Source organism: Streptococcus azizii, from assembly GCF_001984715.1.
Classification (GTDB): Bacteria; Bacillota; Bacilli; order Lactobacillales; family Streptococcaceae; genus Streptococcus; species Streptococcus azizii.
Window position 1 is genome coordinate 1 of the sequence record NZ_MSPR01000018.1, and the last position, 15,861, is coordinate 15,861.

A 15,861-nucleotide genomic window follows, 5' to 3' on the forward strand; every position below is an offset into this window, starting at 1 on the left:
CGAGAGGAGATTGAGTTTTCCTCATTGCCAGCTAAGTGAGCTCCCCACCTTTGGGAGTTTAGCTCAGCTGGGAGAGCATCTGCCTTACAAGCAGAGGGTCAGCGGTTCGATCCCGTTAACTCCCATTATTCTGTAACTAAGGGTGTGAAATCCACCTGAAAATAGGAACCTAGCGGAGTATGTTTCCATACAAGGTAGGTTATTATTTTTCTAAGGATTTAGCTCGGATACAAGAGGATTGTATCGGTTATGGTAAGGTCCCGTAGTGTAGCGGTTATCACGTCGCCCTGTCACGGCGAAGATCGCGGGTTCGATTCCCGTCGGGACCGTTCAAGTAGTCTAGGAGACTATTTGAAGTCGGAAATAGCGCAAGCGAAGTTTGCGTCATATTTACGACTCGTTAGCTCAGTTGGTAGAGCATTTGACTTTTAATCAAAGGGTCGCTGGTTCGAGCCCAGCACGGGTCATTGCGGGTTTGGCGGAATTGGCAGACGCACCAGATTTAGGATCTGGCGCTTTCGGGCGTGGGGGTTCAAGTCCCTTAACCCGCATTGAGAAGAAATAGGCCGGCTTAGCTCAGTTGGTAGAGCATCTGATTTGTAATCAGAGGGTCGCGTGTTCAAGTCATGTAGCCGGCATAGGTGTATAATTGCGAACGTAGTTCAGTGGTAGAACACCACCTTGCCAAGGTGGGGGTCGCGGGTTCGAATCCCGTCGTTCGCTTGAAGAGGCCGGGGTGGCGGAACTGGCAGACGCACAGGACTTAAAATCCTGCGATGGCAACATCGTACCGGTTCGATTCCGGTCCTCGGCATGAATAGGCACCCTTAGCTCAACTGGATAGAGTACCTGACTACGAATCAGGCGGTTAGAGGTTCGACTCCTCTAGGGTGCATGGCTCGCTTAATGGAGACATTAGGGGAGGTTTATTTTTAGGTAGAAGAAGGTAGAGGGGGACGCCCTCACATACCACCGGGAAGTAGCTCAGCTTGGTAGAGCTCAAAGCGTAGCTTTGAGGTAAGGGATAGGGATTTACAAGGTAAATCGACCTTACAAGTACTCACCAGATGAGGTACGACCATCTATACCATCGGGAAGTAGCTCAGCTTGGTAGAGTACTTGGTTTGGGACCAAGGTGTCGCAGGTTCGAATCCTGTCTTCCCGATTTCTATTTTGGCGGTGTAGCTCAGCTGGCTAGAGCGTCCGGTTCATACCCGGGAGGTCGGGGGTTCGATCCCCTTCGCCGCTATTTGTTTATGCTGGACCTTTAGCTCAGCTGGTTAGAGCTCTCGGCTCATAACCGAGCGGTCGTAGGTTCAAGTCCTACAAGGTCCATGACAGGGAGGATTACCCAAGTCCGGCTGAAGGGAACGGTCTTGAAAACCGTCAGGCGTGTAAAAGCGTGCGTGGGTTCGAATCCCACATCCTCCTTAAGTGATGAAGGTGCTAATAGGTTTGTATAACGACTAGGAAATTAGCCTGGATATACTTTATACTATTGACGCGGGATGGAGCAGCTAGGTAGCTCGTCGGGCTCATAACCCGAAGGTCGTAGGTTCAAATCCTGCTCCCGCAATTTGATTGTGGATATGGCTCGGTAGCTCAGTTGGTAGAGCAATGGATTGAAGCTCCATGTGTCGGCGGTTCGATTCCGTCTCGCGCCATTTATTAGGAAATAAAATGCGGGTGTAGTTTAGTGGTAAAACTACAGCCTTCCAAGCTGTTGTCGCGAGTTCGATTCTCGTCACCCGCTTTTGGACCTCGTGTCCAAATACCAAACACATGTTTGGGCGCGTAGCTCAGATGGTTAGAGCGCACGCCTGATAAGCGTGAGGTCGGTGGTTCGATTCCACTCGTGCCCATTTATAAATGGAGAATTACTCAAGAGGCTGAAGAGGACGGTTTGCTAAATCGTTAGGTCGGGTAACTGGCGCAAGGGTTCGAATCCCTTATTCTCCGTTATTAACGAGATTATCGGATGATATTCTCGTTTTATTGTATAGAAATTTGCTTGACTGGTACGAGGTTAGATAAAAAATGAATAGAGTTGCAAAATTGGTGGTTGTGAGTTCAGTGCTGTTGGTGGTATCATTTTCCTTATTGTTCTTGACGGTCAATAAACGTTTGGATATTCCCTATGTTTCCAATGGTATTCATACAGCGTTATCCTATGTGAATGGTCTTCTTTCTAAGCCTGTTCGTTTTTTTTCAGAGCAGCGAGACGTAATCGCAGAACTGATTGAGACTTATGATGAGAATAAGGAGCTAAAAGCCTCTTTGAGAGCATTAGACGGTCGAGTTGCAGATCTAGATACAGTCAAAAAAGAAAATGATAGTTTAAGAGAGACTCTTGGAATGACGGAGCAGTATGCGGAGAAACAGTTTATTGCAGGATTAGTATCTGTACGAACGCCAGTATCTTGGAATACGCAGTTGACAATCGATTTAGGAAAAAAGGATGGGCTGACAGAGGAGATGCTAGTGGTATCAAATGGTGGTTTGGTAGGAACTATTGAGCATATCTATGAGGATGTCACGGATGTCAAGTTGTTGTCTAATTCGGATAAAGTGACCAAAATTCCTGTCAAGATTGCAACAGGGACGACAGATATTTATGGTATTTTAACTGGATATGATACAGATACTAATAGCTTTATCGTTAGTCAGTTAAATAGTGCTGATGCGATTGCAGTAGGTAGTAATGTGGTTACCAGTGATTTGGCGGGGACCACCCCTTCCAATATTCAAATTGGAAAAGTGAGGACTGTTAGAACAAGTAGCAGTGATTTAAGTCGTGAGTTATACATTGAGCCAACTGCGAATTTTTCCAATATTTATTCAGTTTTAGTTGTAGGAGATAGGAAATGAAAAACTATGAGAAGTATCTGATTCCTTTCTTTCTGCTGTTAGCCTTTGTGATAGACGGACAACTGTCTACCCTGTTTATCAATTTGACGCCTGGCATTATCCATGTATCTAGTCACTTATTATTGATAGTAGGGTTGTTTTCTGTCCTCTACATTCCCACTTTTTATAATCTTATCATGTTTACGATAGCTGGCTTCTTGTATGATATTTACTATTTGAATATTTTAGGGATTTTTGTGACTCTGTTCCCATTAGTAGTTTATCTAATTGATTATTTTTACCAGAGTCTAAAGTTCAAACGGGTGACCAATCAGATTATCCTACTGGTTGTGGTCTTTATGCTTGAATTTGGGGCCTTCTTGTTTGCTCGTTTATTTGAATTATCCAATTTATCAATGTTTATTTTCGTGGTCTACAGTCTGGTCCCGACCTTGATCTTTAATTCTCTCTCATTACTGATACTCCAGCCACTATTAGAGAAGTTTTTTTATATCACAAATAAGACATAAAAATGTAACAATCGCGTAATATATTTACGCGATTTTTTTGATAGAATGATATAGTCAGAAAGAATAGAGGAGTTTAACGAACCTATGAAGAAAAAAGTCCTAGCAAGTTTGCTAGTCAGCACGATTGCTTTATCAACTGCTGGAAATGCGTTGGTAGTAAAGGCAGATGATACAGATAGCAAGATTGCGGCTCAAGATACTAAAATTAAAGATATTGCAAATCAGCAAGCTAGTGCACAAGCACAAGTGAATGAAATCCAAGCGAAGGTTGACGCCATTGTGGCTGAACAAGCTAATATGACGGCTGAAAACGAGCGTTTGCAAGCTGAATCTCAAGCTCTAAGTGCAGAAATTGAAAGACTAGCAGGTGATATTGTATCACGTGATGAGGCTTTGAAAAAACAAGCGCGTAGTGCCCAAACAGATGGTTCGGCAACTAGCTATATCAACACAATCTTAGATTCAAAATCAATTGTAGATGCTGTATCTCGTGTGAACGCTATGCGTGAAATTGTTGCGGCAAATAATCGGATGCTTGAGCAACAAAAAGTAGATAAAGAAGCGATTGCAGAGAAACAAAAATCCAACCAAGAAGCTATCAACGTGGTTGAAGCAAACTGGAAAAAATTAGATGACACATCACAAGAGTTAAATACTCAAAAGGCAGCGTTGAAAGTGGCTCAGCTGACTCTCGCAGCTGAAAAAGCAACAGCAGAAGATGAAAAGCAGGCTTTGATTGAAGAAAAAGCAGCTGCACAGGCCGCTGCACAGGCTGCACAAGCCGCACAAGCTGCTTATCAAGCACAGCAAGCTGCAGTGGCTCAGCAACAGCAGCAACCAGTTGCGGTGAATTTGGTGACAAGTACAGCTGATACAGCTAGCCCTCAACCAACGACAACAGTTGCTACAGAGGAGACAGTGGTAACGCCAGTTCGACAATCTGTTACTTATGATGCAAGCAATACTTATCCAGTTGGTCAATGTACTTGGGGAGTAAAACAAGCCGCACCTTGGGTTGGAAACTACTGGGGAAATGCGAATCAATGGTTGTATTCAGCAGCTGCAGCAGGTTTCCGTACAGGTTCTACTCCACAAGTTGGGGCAGTCGCAGTTTGGACTGCTGGTGCCTTCGGTCACGTAGCAGTTGTTACAGAAGTGAATGGTTCACAAATTCGAGTGGTAGAATCAAACTATGCAGGTAATCAGTATCTAGGAGATTTCCGTGGATGGTTTAGCCCAGCAGCTGATGGTGTAGCAGGCTACATTTATCCTTAATATGAATTAGAGTAAAAACTTTGGAGCAATCCAAAGTTTTTTATGTACGGCTTATCTTCTATAAAAATCAACAGCTGGATAGGAAAGGAAACCAAAGGTAGTTAAACTACCGTGTGCTAGACAGGTACGCACAGTGATGTGAGGGGGTAAGTCTTAGACTTTACTTGATTGATGCTTTGATTTTATTTTTGTTTGAAAATTGTCTAAAAAAGGGTTAGAATAGTAGGTAGAAATAAATAGGAGGATGTCATGGCGTTTTCTGACATAAAGTTGTTTGCCCTTAGTTCCAATAAAAAGTTGGCGGCTAAGGTTGCAGAGAAAATGGGGATTTCTCTAGGGAAGTCGACCGTTCGTCAATTTTCAGATGGTGAAATTCAGGTGAATATTGAAGAGTCTATTCGTGGGAGGCATGTCTATATTCTTCAATCCACTAGTTCTCCAGTAAATGATCATTTAATGGAGATTTTGATTATGGTAGATGCCTTGAAACGGGCGTCTGCAGAGTCAGTAAATGTCGTTATTCCTTATTATGGTTATGCACGTCAGGATCGTAAAGCACGTGCGCGGGAACCAATTACCTCTAAATTAGTTGCCAATATGCTAGAGATTGCGGGTGTTGATCGCTTGTTAACAATCGATTTGCATGCGGCACAGATTCAAGGATTCTTTGATATTCCGGTGGATCACTTGATGGGGGCACCTTTGATTGCAGACTATTTCGAGCGTCGGGGTATGGTTGGGGATGGCTATGTGGTAGTGTCTCCTGACCATGGTGGTGTGACACGTGCACGTAAGCTAGCACAGTTCCTAAAAACACCTATTGCTATTATTGATAAACGTCGTAGTGTCAATAAGATGAACACATCAGAAGTGATGAACATTATTGGGAATATCGAAGGTAAGACCTGTATCTTAATTGATGATATGATTGACACGGCAGGAACGATTTGTCATGCAGCAGATGCTCTAGCAGAAGCTGGTGCAATAGAAGTGTATGCTTCATGTACCCATCCCGTCTTGTCTGGGCCTGCTATGGAGAACATTCAGCAGTCTGCAATTAAACAACTGGTTGTACTAGATACGATTGAAATTCCTGAGAGTCGTCTAATTGACAAGATTGAGCGAATTTCGACAGCTGATTTACTAGCAGAAGCCATTATCCGGATTCACGAAAAACGCCCATTGTCACCTTTATTTGAGACAGATAAGGATAACTAAGAAGGTAGGTTGAAGCGAAAGTTTCAGCCTTTTCTTTCTGTTGTAAACTTTTTATCAACTGAAAATAGTGGTATAATGTGATATAGTAACGCATTTCAACCGATGTGTATGCAGTTGGAGATAGGAGGCAAAGATGGACTTATATCATCGTTTTAATCAGCATTTGAATCGGGTCGAGGTGTCAATGATTCGGCAGTTTGATCAGGCTATTTCAGATATTCCAGGTATTTTAAAGTTAACCTTGGGGGAGCCTGATTTTACAACGCCCCATCATGTAAAGGAAGCAGCGAAAGCAGCCATTGATGCCGATCAGAGTCATTATACAGGAATGGCGGGACTACTCGAATTGCGGCAGGCAGCTGCAACATTTGTCGCTGAAAAGTACAACTTATCTTATAATCCTACGAATGAAATTTTGGTGACAATTGGAGCGACCGAGGCCCTGTCGGCTAGTCTGGTAGCCATTTTGGAACCGGGTGATACGGTCTTGTTACCGGCACCTGCTTATCCAGGCTATGAGCCGATTGTCAATATGCTGGGGGCAGCTATTGTGGAGATTGATACCACGGCAAATGCTTTTGTCTTGACACCTGAGATGTTGGAACAAGCGATCCTTGAACAGGGAGACAAGCTCAAGGCAGTGATTCTAAATTATCCTGCCAATCCGACGGGAGTGACCTATTCTCGAAAGCAGATTCAAGCGTTTGCAGAGGTTTTGAAGAAATACCCTATCTTTGTTTTGTCAGATGAGGTCTATGCTGAGTTGACCTATACAGGAGAACCTCATGTATCGATTGCAGAATACCTGCCAGAGCAGACGATTGTCGTTCAAGGCTTGTCTAAATCGCATGCTATGACTGGTTGGCGGATTGGTCTGATGATGTCCTGTGAAGCGATTGTTAGCCAGGTGATAAAGAGTCATCAGTACTTGGTGACGGCAGCGTCTACAGCGATGCAGTATGGTGCTTTGGAGGCCTTGCAGTCTGGGAAAGATGATGCCCTTCCTATGCGTCAAGAATACATTAAACGCAGGGATTATCTGATAGAGAAGATGACGGACCTTGGATTTACCATTATCAAGCCAGATGGGGCATTTTATATCTTTGCCAAGATTCCAGATGGCTATCCTCAAGACTCCTTCCGTTTTTTGCAGGAATTTGCCCGCAAAAAGGCAGTGGCGTTTATCCCCGGTGTTGCCTTTGGTCAGTACGGAGAAGGCTATATTCGGATTTCTTATGCAGCCAGTATGGAAATAATTGAGCAGGCAATGGCACGATTGAAAGAATTTATGACAGACTATGGAACGGATTGAAACAAGTGGGATTGTTCTGTATAATCAAGACTTTCGTGAAACGGATAAATTGGTCAAAATTTTTACCGAACAAGCTGGAAAACGGATGTTTTTCGTGAAACATGCTACCAAGTCCAAATTGACTGCTGCGATTCAGCCCTTGACTTATGCGGATTTTATTGTCAAAATCAACGAGGATGGGCTAAGCTACATCGAGGATTTTCATCAAGTTCAGTCCTTTCGACGGCTCAATCAGGATATTTTCTGCCTGAGTTATGCGACCTACCTTCTGGCTCTGGCAGATGCTTGTGTGCAAGATAAGATTCATGATGCGTCCTTATTTGTTTTTTTAGCCAAGACTTTGGAGTTAATGGAGGAAGGACTAGACTATGAGATTTTGACCAATATTTTTGAAGTGCAGTTGTTAGGACGATTCGGAGTAGCGCTGAATGTGCATGAGTGTGCTTTTTGTCATCGAGTGGGCTTACCGTTTGATTATTCTTATAAATATTCAGGAGTATTGTGTCCGCAACACTACCATGAGGATGAGAGGCGCTTGCATCTGGATCCTAATATGCTCTATTTAATTGATCAATTTCAGGCGATTTCCTTTGAGGACTTGGAACGGATTTCAGTTAAGGATGAAATGAAGCGTAAATTGCGATTGTTTATTGATCAAATCTATGATGAGTATGTCGGTATTCATCTGAAATCAAAGAAATTTATTGATGATCTGTCGTCTTGGGGACAGTTAATGAAACAAACAGAAAATGAGGAATCAAAATGAAACGTATTGCTGTTGATGCAATGGGGGGAGATCATGCTCCACAAGCTATCGTAGAAGGTGTCAATCAGGCATTGGCTGCTTTTTCTGATATTGAGATTCAGTTGTATGGAGATGAGGCAAGGATCAAACCTCTGTTGACCAGTATGGATCGGGTATCCATTATTCATACGGAGGAGAAGATTGCGTCAAACGATGAGCCAGTTCGGGCGATTCGTCGCAAGAAAAATGCTTCCATGGTGCTTGCGACCAAGGCCGTTAAAGAAGGGGAGGCAGATGCGGTGCTATCTGCTGGGAATACGGGAGCTCTTCTTGCTGCGGGAGTCTTTATTGTTGGACGGCTGAAGCAGATTGACCGTCCAGGCCTGTTGTCAACCTTACCGACCATGGATACAAAAGGCTTTGATATGATGGATCTAGGGGCTAATGCAGAAAATACAGCTCATCATCTACATCAATATGCTATTTTAGGTTCCTTCTATGCCAAGTATGTTCGAGGAATTGCTCGTCCACGTGTAGCCTTGTTGAACAATGGAACAGAAGAATCAAAGGGAACACCCGTTCATAAGGAAGCCTATGAATTGCTGTTACAGGATGAATCGATTCACTTCATTGGCAATGTCGAGGCGCGTGAATTATTGAATGGAGTTGCAGATGTGGTCGTGACAGATGGTTTCACGGGAAACGCTGTCCTAAAAACCATTGAAGGAACGGCAAAAAGTATCCTTAGTCAACTAAGGTCGTCTATCAAAAATGGTGGTTTTTTGGCAAAAATAGGTGGCTTACTCTTGAAGCCTACCTTGAAGTCTGCCCTTGGAGCGCTCGACTATAAAAAAGCAGGTGGAGCAGTACTTCTGGGATTAAAAGCACCTGTCATCAAAGCGCATGGTTCAAGTGATGCGCTAGCTATCTATCATACCATTCGCCAGACTCGGACCATGCTAGAAGCAGATATTGTCCAGAAATCGGTTGAGCATTTTTCACATGAGGAGGAAAGTCATGACTAAGGAAGACATTTATCAGCGGATTGAAGAAATTCTCATTGAGGAAAAAGGAGAGGACGTACCGATTTGCCCGGAATTGGCTATCAAGGATGAATTAGCAGAGGATTCTGTTGAAGTCATGGAGCTTGTTTTGGCCTTGGAGGATGAATTTCAGATGACAATTTCAGATGAAGCGATTGAAACATTTGAAACACTGGCAGATATTGTAGACTATATCGAACAGCGTCAGGGAGAGTAGTGTGTACGATGAACCAGTGAAAGAAAATCATCTATTTGTCCTCACGTCTTATGTAATTGAGTTCGGACTAAGGTCTGTGTGAAAAAGATAGGCAGCTGTTTCGGCTTTAGCCGATTACAGCTGAGAATCCCTTCGGGGATAATTCTTCCTAGCTTCAAAGGTATACTATACCTTTGAAGGCGGGAAATAGGAGTTTGCCTAAGCAAACTCTTTCAACTTCTGCGTCAGAATTCCTATTTTCACTTAGACCTCTTAACATCCTCATATCTTATAGGGCTATGATACCAAAAACGTTCGTCTTTTGACGGACGTTTTGTGTTTTATCAGTGTGTTTCATCGGTATTTCTTGAATAAACGAATATTGTGTGCTAAAATATAGCAAAACAGAAAAAAACAAAAATAAAGGCGAACAATACTATGAAGAAATCATTGTTGTATTCGGGAAAAGCGAAGGACATTTATTCAACAGAGAATGATGACCTCATTATTTCCTGCTATAAGGACCAGGCAACAGCCTTTAACGGTCTGAAAAAGGAAGCAATCATCGGTAAGGGACGACTGAATAATCAGATTTCGTCTTTCATTTTTGAAAAATTAAATCGGGCGGGTATTGCAACCCACTTTGTGAAACATTTGTCGGATACGGAGCAGTTGAATAAAAAGGTTGACATCATTCCACTTGAGGTGGTCTTACGCAACTACACAGCAGGTTCTTTTTCCAAACGGTTTGGTGTAGCAGAAGGCATCAAGCTAGAGGATCCGATTGTAGAATTTTACTACAAAAAAGATGAGCTGGACGATCCGTTTATCAATGATGAACATATTGCCTTTTTAGACCTTGCTTCGAGAGAGGAAATAATCTATATTAAGGAAGAAACTAGAAAGATTAACCGTCTTCTAACCACTTGGTTTGCTGAAATTGGCTTGACCTTGATTGATTTCAAGTTGGAATTTGGCAAGGACAAGGATGGCAAGATTATTCTAGCAGATGAATTTTCACCAGATAATTGTAGGCTCTGGGATGCTGACGGTCATCATATGGACAAGGATGTCTTCCGCCGTGGTCTCGGGGATATGACTGCTGTCTATCAGATAGTATGGGAAAAATTACAGGAGTTGGACTAAGATGAATAAGCGAATTTTTGTCGAGAAAAAAGAGAGTTTTCAGGTTAAATCAGAGAGTTTGTTGCGTGAGTTGCAGGAGCGATTAAGCCTTACAAGTGTGACGAGCTTGCGCTTGGTACAAGTCTATGAAGTCTTTGGTCTGGATGAGGCGCTAGTATCTGTAGCGGAGGAGCGCATTTTTTCAGAAAAAGTGACAGATACCCTTTTGACAGATAGCGAGGTGGCAGATAGCCTTGCAAGTAGCCGTTTCTTTGCGATTGAGGCCCTACCTGGCCAATTTGACCAACGAGCTGCAAGCAGTCAGGAGGCACTCTTTCTCTTAGGAGCTAATAGTAGCGTGACGGTCAAAACAGCGCAGCTCTATCTCTTAAATGCAGATGTGAGCGATGCTGACTTCCTAGAGATTCAGACCTATTTACTCAATCCTGTGGATTCGCGTTTCAAAGATGTGACAGATTGTCTGGAGGAGCCAGTTTTTTCAAGTTCTGCTACAGTGATTCCGGTACTTGAATTTTTCAAGGATTACACTGAATCAGATTTTGCCCAGTATAAAAAAGATCAAGGACTTGCCATGGAAGTGGCCGATTTGCTCTTTATTCAAGACTATTTTGCATCCATTGGCCGTTGTCCGACAGAGACAGAGCTGAAAGTGTTAGATACCTACTGGTCAGACCATTGTCGGCATACCACCTTTGAGACAGAATTGCGCCAGATTGATTTCTCAAAATCCCGCTTTCAAGACCAACTACAGGCGACTTATGAGAAATACCTAGCGATGAGGGAAGAATTGGGGCGTGCAGATAAGCCACAGACGCTGATGGATATGGCAACCATTTTTGGTCGCTATGAGCGCGCCAATGGGCGCTTGGATGACCTTGAAGTATCCGATGAAATCAATGCCTGTTCGGTAGAAATTGAGGTAGATGTAAATGGTATTAAAGAGCCTTGGCTCTTGATGTTTAAAAATGAAACCCACAATCATCCGACAGAAATCGAACCTTTTGGCGGGGCGGCTACCTGTATCGGAGGTGCCATTCGTGACCCGCTTTCAGGTCGCTCCTATGTGTATCAGGCCATGCGAATTTCAGGTGCAGGCGACATTACCCAGCCCTTATCTGCCACACGTCCAGGAAAACTACCCCAGCAAGTTATCTCTAAAACAGCTGCCCACGGCTACTCTTCCTATGGAAATCAAATTGGTCTTGCAACGACCTACGTACGGGAATACTTCCATCCGGGATTTGTGGCAAAACGTATGGAGTTAGGTGCCGTTGTGGGGGCGGCTCCAAAGGAAAATGTCATCCGTGAAAAGCCCCTTGCAGGAGATGTCGTCATTCTCCTAGGTGGAAAAACAGGTCGTGATGGTGTCGGTGGGGCGACTGGTTCGTCCAAGGTTCAGACAGCGACTTCTGTTGAAACAGCTGGGGCGGAAGTTCAAAAAGGCAATGCGATTGAGGAACGGAAAATCCAACGGCTCTTCCGCAATCAAGCAGTGACCCGTTTGATTAAAAAATCCAACGATTTTGGGGCAGGAGGAGTCTGCGTTGCTATCGGTGAGTTGGCAGATGGTCTTGAAATTGATTTGGACAAGGTGCCGCTTAAATATCAGGGGTTGAATGGGACAGAAATTGCCATTTCAGAAAGTCAGGAACGGATGGCTGTAGTTGTTTCCTCAGAAGATGTGGAGACCTTTAGTGCCTTAGCAGCTAAGGAGAATATCCTAGCAGTTCCTGTGGCAAGAGTGACTGAAAGACCAAATCTTGTCATGACTTGGAAGGGACAAAAGATTGTTGATATTGAGCGTTCCTTCCTTGATACCAATGGTGTACGTGTGGTGGTGGACGCAACAGTGACAGATAGTAAGCATGCCTTACCAGAGCAGCGGACGACCTCACGTGAGACCTTAAAAGAAGATGTGATACATCTATTGTCAGACTTGAATCATGCGAGTCAAAAAGGTTTGCAGACGATTTTTGATAGTTCGGTAGGTCGTTCAACCGTCAATCACCCTCTGGGCGGACGTTACCAACTGACTCCGACAGAGAGTTCGGTTCAGAAATTGCCAGTAGAGCATGGGCTAACGGAAACCGTATCAGTCATGGCCCAAGGTTACAATCCTTGGCTGGCAGAATGGTCCCCTTATCATGGAGCAGCCTATGCCGTGATTGAGGCAACGAGTCGCTTAGTAGCAACTGGTAGCAACTGGGAAAAAGCTCGCTTTTCCTATCAGGAATACTTTGAACGGATGGATAAAGAGGCTAGTCGTTTTGGAAAACCGGTAGCGGCACTGCTTGGCTCTATTGAGGCTCAGATTCAGCTGGGGCTTCCGTCCATCGGAGGGAAGGATTCCATGTCTGGAACCTTTGAGGAGCTGACCGTTCCTCCGACCTTGGTCGCCTTTGGGGTGACAACCTCGACAGTGGAGCGCATCCTATCGCCAGAGTTTAAGGAAGCTGGTGAATATCTTTACTATATTCCAGGGCTAGCCATCTCCGACGAAATTGATTTTACGGCTATCAAGGAAAATTTCAAACGCTTTACAGAAATTCAAAGAAAGTACAACATTACTGCAGCAGCCGCTGTTAAGTATGGAGGTGTGGCAGAGTCCCTTGCGCTGATGACATTTGGTAATCATATTGGGGCAAGTGTGGAGCTTGATCAGCTAGAAACCAGCTTACAAGGCCAACTAGGAGGCTTTGTCTTTACGAGTCCAGAAGAGATCGAGGAGCTATTACCTATCGGACAGACAACCAGTGAAGCCCGCCTCCTTATCAACGGTGTGGACTTGCCAGTTGTAGATTTACTAGCAGGCTTTGAGGGAAGGTTTGAGGGGATTTACCCGACTGTCTTTGAACAGAATGGGCAAATGGCAGAAGTTGTGCCGGTGGCGACAGATTTTGTCCGAAAGAGTAAGGAAGAAGTTACCCAACCGCTCGTCTACATCCCAGTCTTTCCAGGGACCAATTCTGAGTATGATTCAGCTAAGGCCTTTGAACAAGCGGGAGCTAAGGTACGCCTTGAACCATTTGTAACCTTAGATGAAGCGAGTCTTGCTCAGTCGGTTGACAATATGGTCACTTCTATTGGCCAAGCACAGATTCTATTTTTCGCCGGTGGCTTTTCAGCAGCAGACGAGCCAGATGGTTCTGCTAAATTCATCGTCAATATTCTCCTCAATGAGAAAGTCAAGCAGGCGATCGATGCCTTTATCGCTCGTGGAGGCCTCATCATTGGTATCTGTAACGGCTTCCAAGCCCTTGTCAAATCAGGTCTCTTACCTTATGGTAACTTTGAAGAGGCAGATGAGACAAGTCCAACCCTCTTTTACAATGATGCCAACCAGCATGTGGCAAAAATGGTGGAAACTCGTATTGTCAATACCAATTCGCCGTGGCTTACAGGCGTGACAGTTGGCGATATTCATACCATTCCAGTATCGCACGGGGAAGGAAAATTCGTCGTGACAGAAGAAGAGTTTGCAACACTTCGTGACAATGGGCAGATCGTTAGCCAGTATGTGGATTTTGAGGGACAAGCCAGCATGGATAGCCGCTACAATCCCAACGGTTCTTGTTATGCGATTGAGGGCATTACCAGTAAGAATGGACAAATTATTGGAAAAATGGGTCACTCCGAACGCTATGAAGCAGGACTATTTCAAAATATTCCCGGAAATAAGGACCAGCAATTATTTATTTCAGCGGTAAACTTTTTTAAACATCAATAGAGAAATGGATAGGATGGGAGAGTGGTCGTTTCCTAGATCAGCTCTCTCCTTTCAAAGAATAGGCAAGAAGGACAAGAATGACTTACGAAGTAAAATCACTCAATGAAGAGTGTGGTGTTTTTGGGATTTGGGGGCATCCTCAAGCAGCTCAGGTGACTTATTTTGGTTTACACAGTTTACAGCACCGTGGCCAGGAAGGAGCTGGGATTGTATCAAATGCTAATGGGAGTCTGCGGGGATACCGTGAGAAGGGCTTGCTGTCAGAGGTTTTTAAAAATCCAGATGATTTGGATAAGCTGGCAGGTAAGGCAGCGATTGGACATGTTCGCTATGCAACGGCAGGAACTGCGGATATTCGGAATATTCAACCCTTCCTCTATAAATTTCATGATGGAGAATTTGGGCTAGCTCATAATGGAAATTTGACAAATGCTATTTCGCTCCGTAAAGAATTAGAAAAGCAAGGGGCCATTTTCAACGCCTCATCCGATACAGAAATTTTAATGCACCTCATTCGCCGTAGCCATAATCCTAGCTTTATGGGTAAGATTAAAGAGGCTTTAAATACCGTTAAGGGTGGCTTTGCCTATCTTTTGTTAACGGAGGATAAATTGATTGCGGCCTTAGATCCAAATGGGTTTCGACCGCTGTCTATCGGACAGATGAAAAATGGCGCCTGGGTCGTCTCGTCAGAAACCTGCGCCTTTGAAGTAGTGGGGGCACAGTGGGTCAGGGATGTCAAGCCAGGTGAGGTCATAGTCATTGATGATAACGGGATTCAGTACGATACCTATACGGAGGATACCCAGTTGGCCATTTGCTCAATGGAATATGTGTACTTTGCCCGTCCTGACTCTGATATTGCAGGAATCAATGTCCATACAGCACGGAAAAATATGGGGCGCCGTCTGGCACGAGAGTTCAAGCATCAAGCAGATATTGTGGTGGGAGTCCCAAATTCCTCCCTGTCTGCTGCGATGGGCTTTGCAGAAGAGTCGGGTCTCCCTAATGAAATGGGATTGGTGAAAAATCAATATACCCAACGGACCTTTATCCAGCCGACGCAAGAACTCCGCGAGCAAGGGGTTCGGATGAAGCTCTCAGCGGTTTCCAGTGTTGTCAAGGGTAAGCGCGTGGTAATGGTGGATGATTCCATCGTTCGTGGTACGACCTCTCGTCGGATTGTTCAGCTCTTGAAAGAGGCAGGTGCAGCAGAGGTTCATGTGGCAATCGGTAGTCCAGAGCTGAAATACCCATGTTTTTATGGTATTGATATTCAAACCCGTAGAGAATTGATTTCAGCGAATCATACGGTCGATGAAGTTTGTGAGATTATCGGGGCAGACAGTTTGACCTATCTATCCTTAGAGGGACTGATTGAGTCGATTGGGCTTGATACAGAAGCTCCAAATGGTGGTCTGTGTGTCGCTTACTTTGATGGTCAATACCCAACACCACTCTATGACTATGAAGAGGCTTATTTGAAGAGCTTGGAAGAGAAGGTTAGTTTCCATATTGATCACGTGAAATAAGCCTGTTGGGTCAAGAACTGGGGCAGGAAGCTGCATCAGGATACAAAGCCCGTTAAAAACTCAAAGCGTACCTCAATATCTAAGAAGCTCTCCACTGGATAGTTTCTTCCATATCCGTAAACGGACATAGTCCACAACGGCTACGGAAAAATAGGAAATACGACGAGTGAAAAGCTTCAGTGGAGATTTTTAGTCTATTTTTTAAAGGTGGTTGAGAGCTTGCCAAAACAAACTCCTATTTCCCGAGCTTTTAGTCCGAACTCAATGTGGCTAGCTTTCTGGGTTAAGAG

Annotated in this window: 11 protein-coding genes and 17 tRNA genes; all 28 read left to right on the top strand. The window is 44.2% G+C overall.

All coding sequences use genetic code 11. The features are described from left to right. Positions 1–52 precede the first annotated feature (52 nt). The 28 genes from BVE84_RS08410 to purF all read left to right on the top strand — a co-directional run bounded on the left by BVE84_RS08410 (position 53) and on the right by purF (position 15,571). A tRNA-Val gene (locus tag BVE84_RS08410) sits at positions 53–125 on the top strand. A 131-nt stretch (positions 126–256) separates the two neighbouring features. Further along, a tRNA-Asp gene (locus BVE84_RS08415) sits at positions 257–329 on the top strand. 65 nt (positions 330–394) lie between these two features. Further along, positions 395–467: transfer RNA gene (locus BVE84_RS08420), tRNA-Lys, on the top strand. Between the two features lie 2 nt (positions 468–469). Next, a tRNA-Leu gene (locus BVE84_RS08425) sits at positions 470–551 on the top strand. A 14-nt stretch (positions 552–565) separates the two neighbouring features. Then, positions 566–638: transfer RNA gene (locus BVE84_RS08430), tRNA-Thr, on the top strand. 13 nt (positions 639–651) lie between these two features. Next, positions 652–723: transfer RNA gene (locus tag BVE84_RS08435), tRNA-Gly, on the top strand. 7 nt (positions 724–730) lie between these two features. After that, positions 731–814 (top strand) — tRNA-Leu (locus tag BVE84_RS08440). 7 nt (positions 815–821) lie between these two features. Next, a tRNA-Arg gene (locus BVE84_RS08445) sits at positions 822–895 on the top strand. Between the two features lie 196 nt (positions 896–1,091). Then, positions 1,092–1,165, top strand: a tRNA-Pro gene (locus BVE84_RS08450). Positions 1,166–1,175: 10 nt separating this feature from the next. Next, positions 1,176–1,249 (top strand) — tRNA-Met (locus BVE84_RS08455). A 12-nt stretch (positions 1,250–1,261) separates the two neighbouring features. After that, positions 1,262–1,335 (top strand) — tRNA-Ile (locus BVE84_RS08460). Positions 1,336–1,341: 6 nt separating this feature from the next. After that, positions 1,342–1,431 (top strand) — tRNA-Ser (locus BVE84_RS08465). A 71-nt stretch (positions 1,432–1,502) separates the two neighbouring features. After that, positions 1,503–1,576 (top strand) — tRNA-Met (locus BVE84_RS08470). A gap of 15 nt (positions 1,577–1,591) precedes the next feature. Beyond that, positions 1,592–1,664: transfer RNA gene (locus BVE84_RS08475), tRNA-Phe, on the top strand. A gap of 18 nt (positions 1,665–1,682) precedes the next feature. Further along, a tRNA-Gly gene (locus BVE84_RS08480) sits at positions 1,683–1,753 on the top strand. Between the two features lie 35 nt (positions 1,754–1,788). Next, a tRNA-Ile gene (locus BVE84_RS08485) sits at positions 1,789–1,862 on the top strand. Positions 1,863–1,871: 9 nt separating this feature from the next. Then, positions 1,872–1,959 (top strand) — tRNA-Ser (locus BVE84_RS08490). A gap of 78 nt (positions 1,960–2,037) precedes the next feature. Continuing rightward, entirely contained in the window at positions 2,038–2,868 is an 831-nt protein-coding gene (mreC, locus tag BVE84_RS08495) for a rod shape-determining protein MreC (RefSeq protein WP_076996596.1), read from the top strand. Further along, positions 2,865–3,377 carry a rod shape-determining protein MreD gene (mreD, locus tag BVE84_RS08500; protein WP_076996597.1) on the top strand — a complete coding sequence of 171 codons (513 nt, stop codon included), beginning with the start codon at positions 2,865–2,867 and terminating at the stop codon, positions 3,375–3,377. The genes mreC and mreD overlap by 4 nt, the downstream gene beginning before the upstream one ends. 84 nt (positions 3,378–3,461) lie before the next feature. Then, positions 3,462–4,652: a peptidoglycan hydrolase PcsB gene (pcsB, locus tag BVE84_RS08505; protein ID WP_076996598.1), complete on the top strand. Its 1,191-nt coding sequence runs from the start codon at positions 3,462–3,464 to the stop codon at positions 4,650–4,652. 249 nt (positions 4,653–4,901) lie between these two features. Further along, positions 4,902–5,870 (top strand): ribose-phosphate diphosphokinase, encoded by a 969-nt coding sequence (locus tag BVE84_RS08510; protein ID WP_076996599.1) that lies wholly within the window; start codon positions 4,902–4,904, stop codon positions 5,868–5,870. 133 nt (positions 5,871–6,003) lie between these two features. Beyond that, the gene (locus BVE84_RS08515; protein WP_076996600.1) at positions 6,004–7,182 is read left to right on the top strand and encodes a pyridoxal phosphate-dependent aminotransferase; all 1,179 of its coding nucleotides are present in this window, start codon (positions 6,004–6,006) and stop codon (positions 7,180–7,182) included. Beyond that, the gene (gene recO, locus BVE84_RS08520; RefSeq protein WP_076996601.1) at positions 7,169–7,948 is read left to right on the top strand and encodes a DNA repair protein RecO; all 780 of its coding nucleotides are present in this window, start codon (positions 7,169–7,171) and stop codon (positions 7,946–7,948) included. Before BVE84_RS08515 ends, recO begins: the two co-directional genes overlap by 14 nt. After that, entirely contained in the window at positions 7,945–8,952 is a 1,008-nt protein-coding gene (plsX, locus tag BVE84_RS08525) for a phosphate acyltransferase PlsX (RefSeq protein WP_076996602.1), read from the top strand. Before recO ends, plsX begins: the two co-directional genes overlap by 4 nt. Next, positions 8,945–9,187, top strand: coding sequence for a phosphopantetheine-binding protein (locus BVE84_RS08530; RefSeq protein ID WP_076996603.1), 243 nt, complete (start codon positions 8,945–8,947; stop codon positions 9,185–9,187). Before plsX ends, BVE84_RS08530 begins: the two co-directional genes overlap by 8 nt. A gap of 417 nt (positions 9,188–9,604) precedes the next feature. Beyond that, on the top strand, positions 9,605–10,312 hold the full coding sequence (gene purC, locus BVE84_RS08535; RefSeq protein ID WP_076996604.1) for a phosphoribosylaminoimidazolesuccinocarboxamide synthase: 708 nt from the start codon (positions 9,605–9,607) through the stop codon (positions 10,310–10,312). Between the two features lies 1 nt (position 10,313). Next, complete coding sequence (locus tag BVE84_RS08540) at positions 10,314–14,039, top strand: phosphoribosylformylglycinamidine synthase (protein ID WP_076996605.1); 3,726 nt, start codon at positions 10,314–10,316, stop codon at positions 14,037–14,039. Between the two features lie 77 nt (positions 14,040–14,116). Beyond that, positions 14,117–15,571 carry an amidophosphoribosyltransferase gene (gene purF / locus BVE84_RS08545; protein ID WP_076996606.1) on the top strand — a complete coding sequence of 485 codons (1,455 nt, stop codon included), beginning with the start codon at positions 14,117–14,119 and terminating at the stop codon, positions 15,569–15,571. The last annotated feature ends 290 nt before the right edge of the window (positions 15,572–15,861 follow it).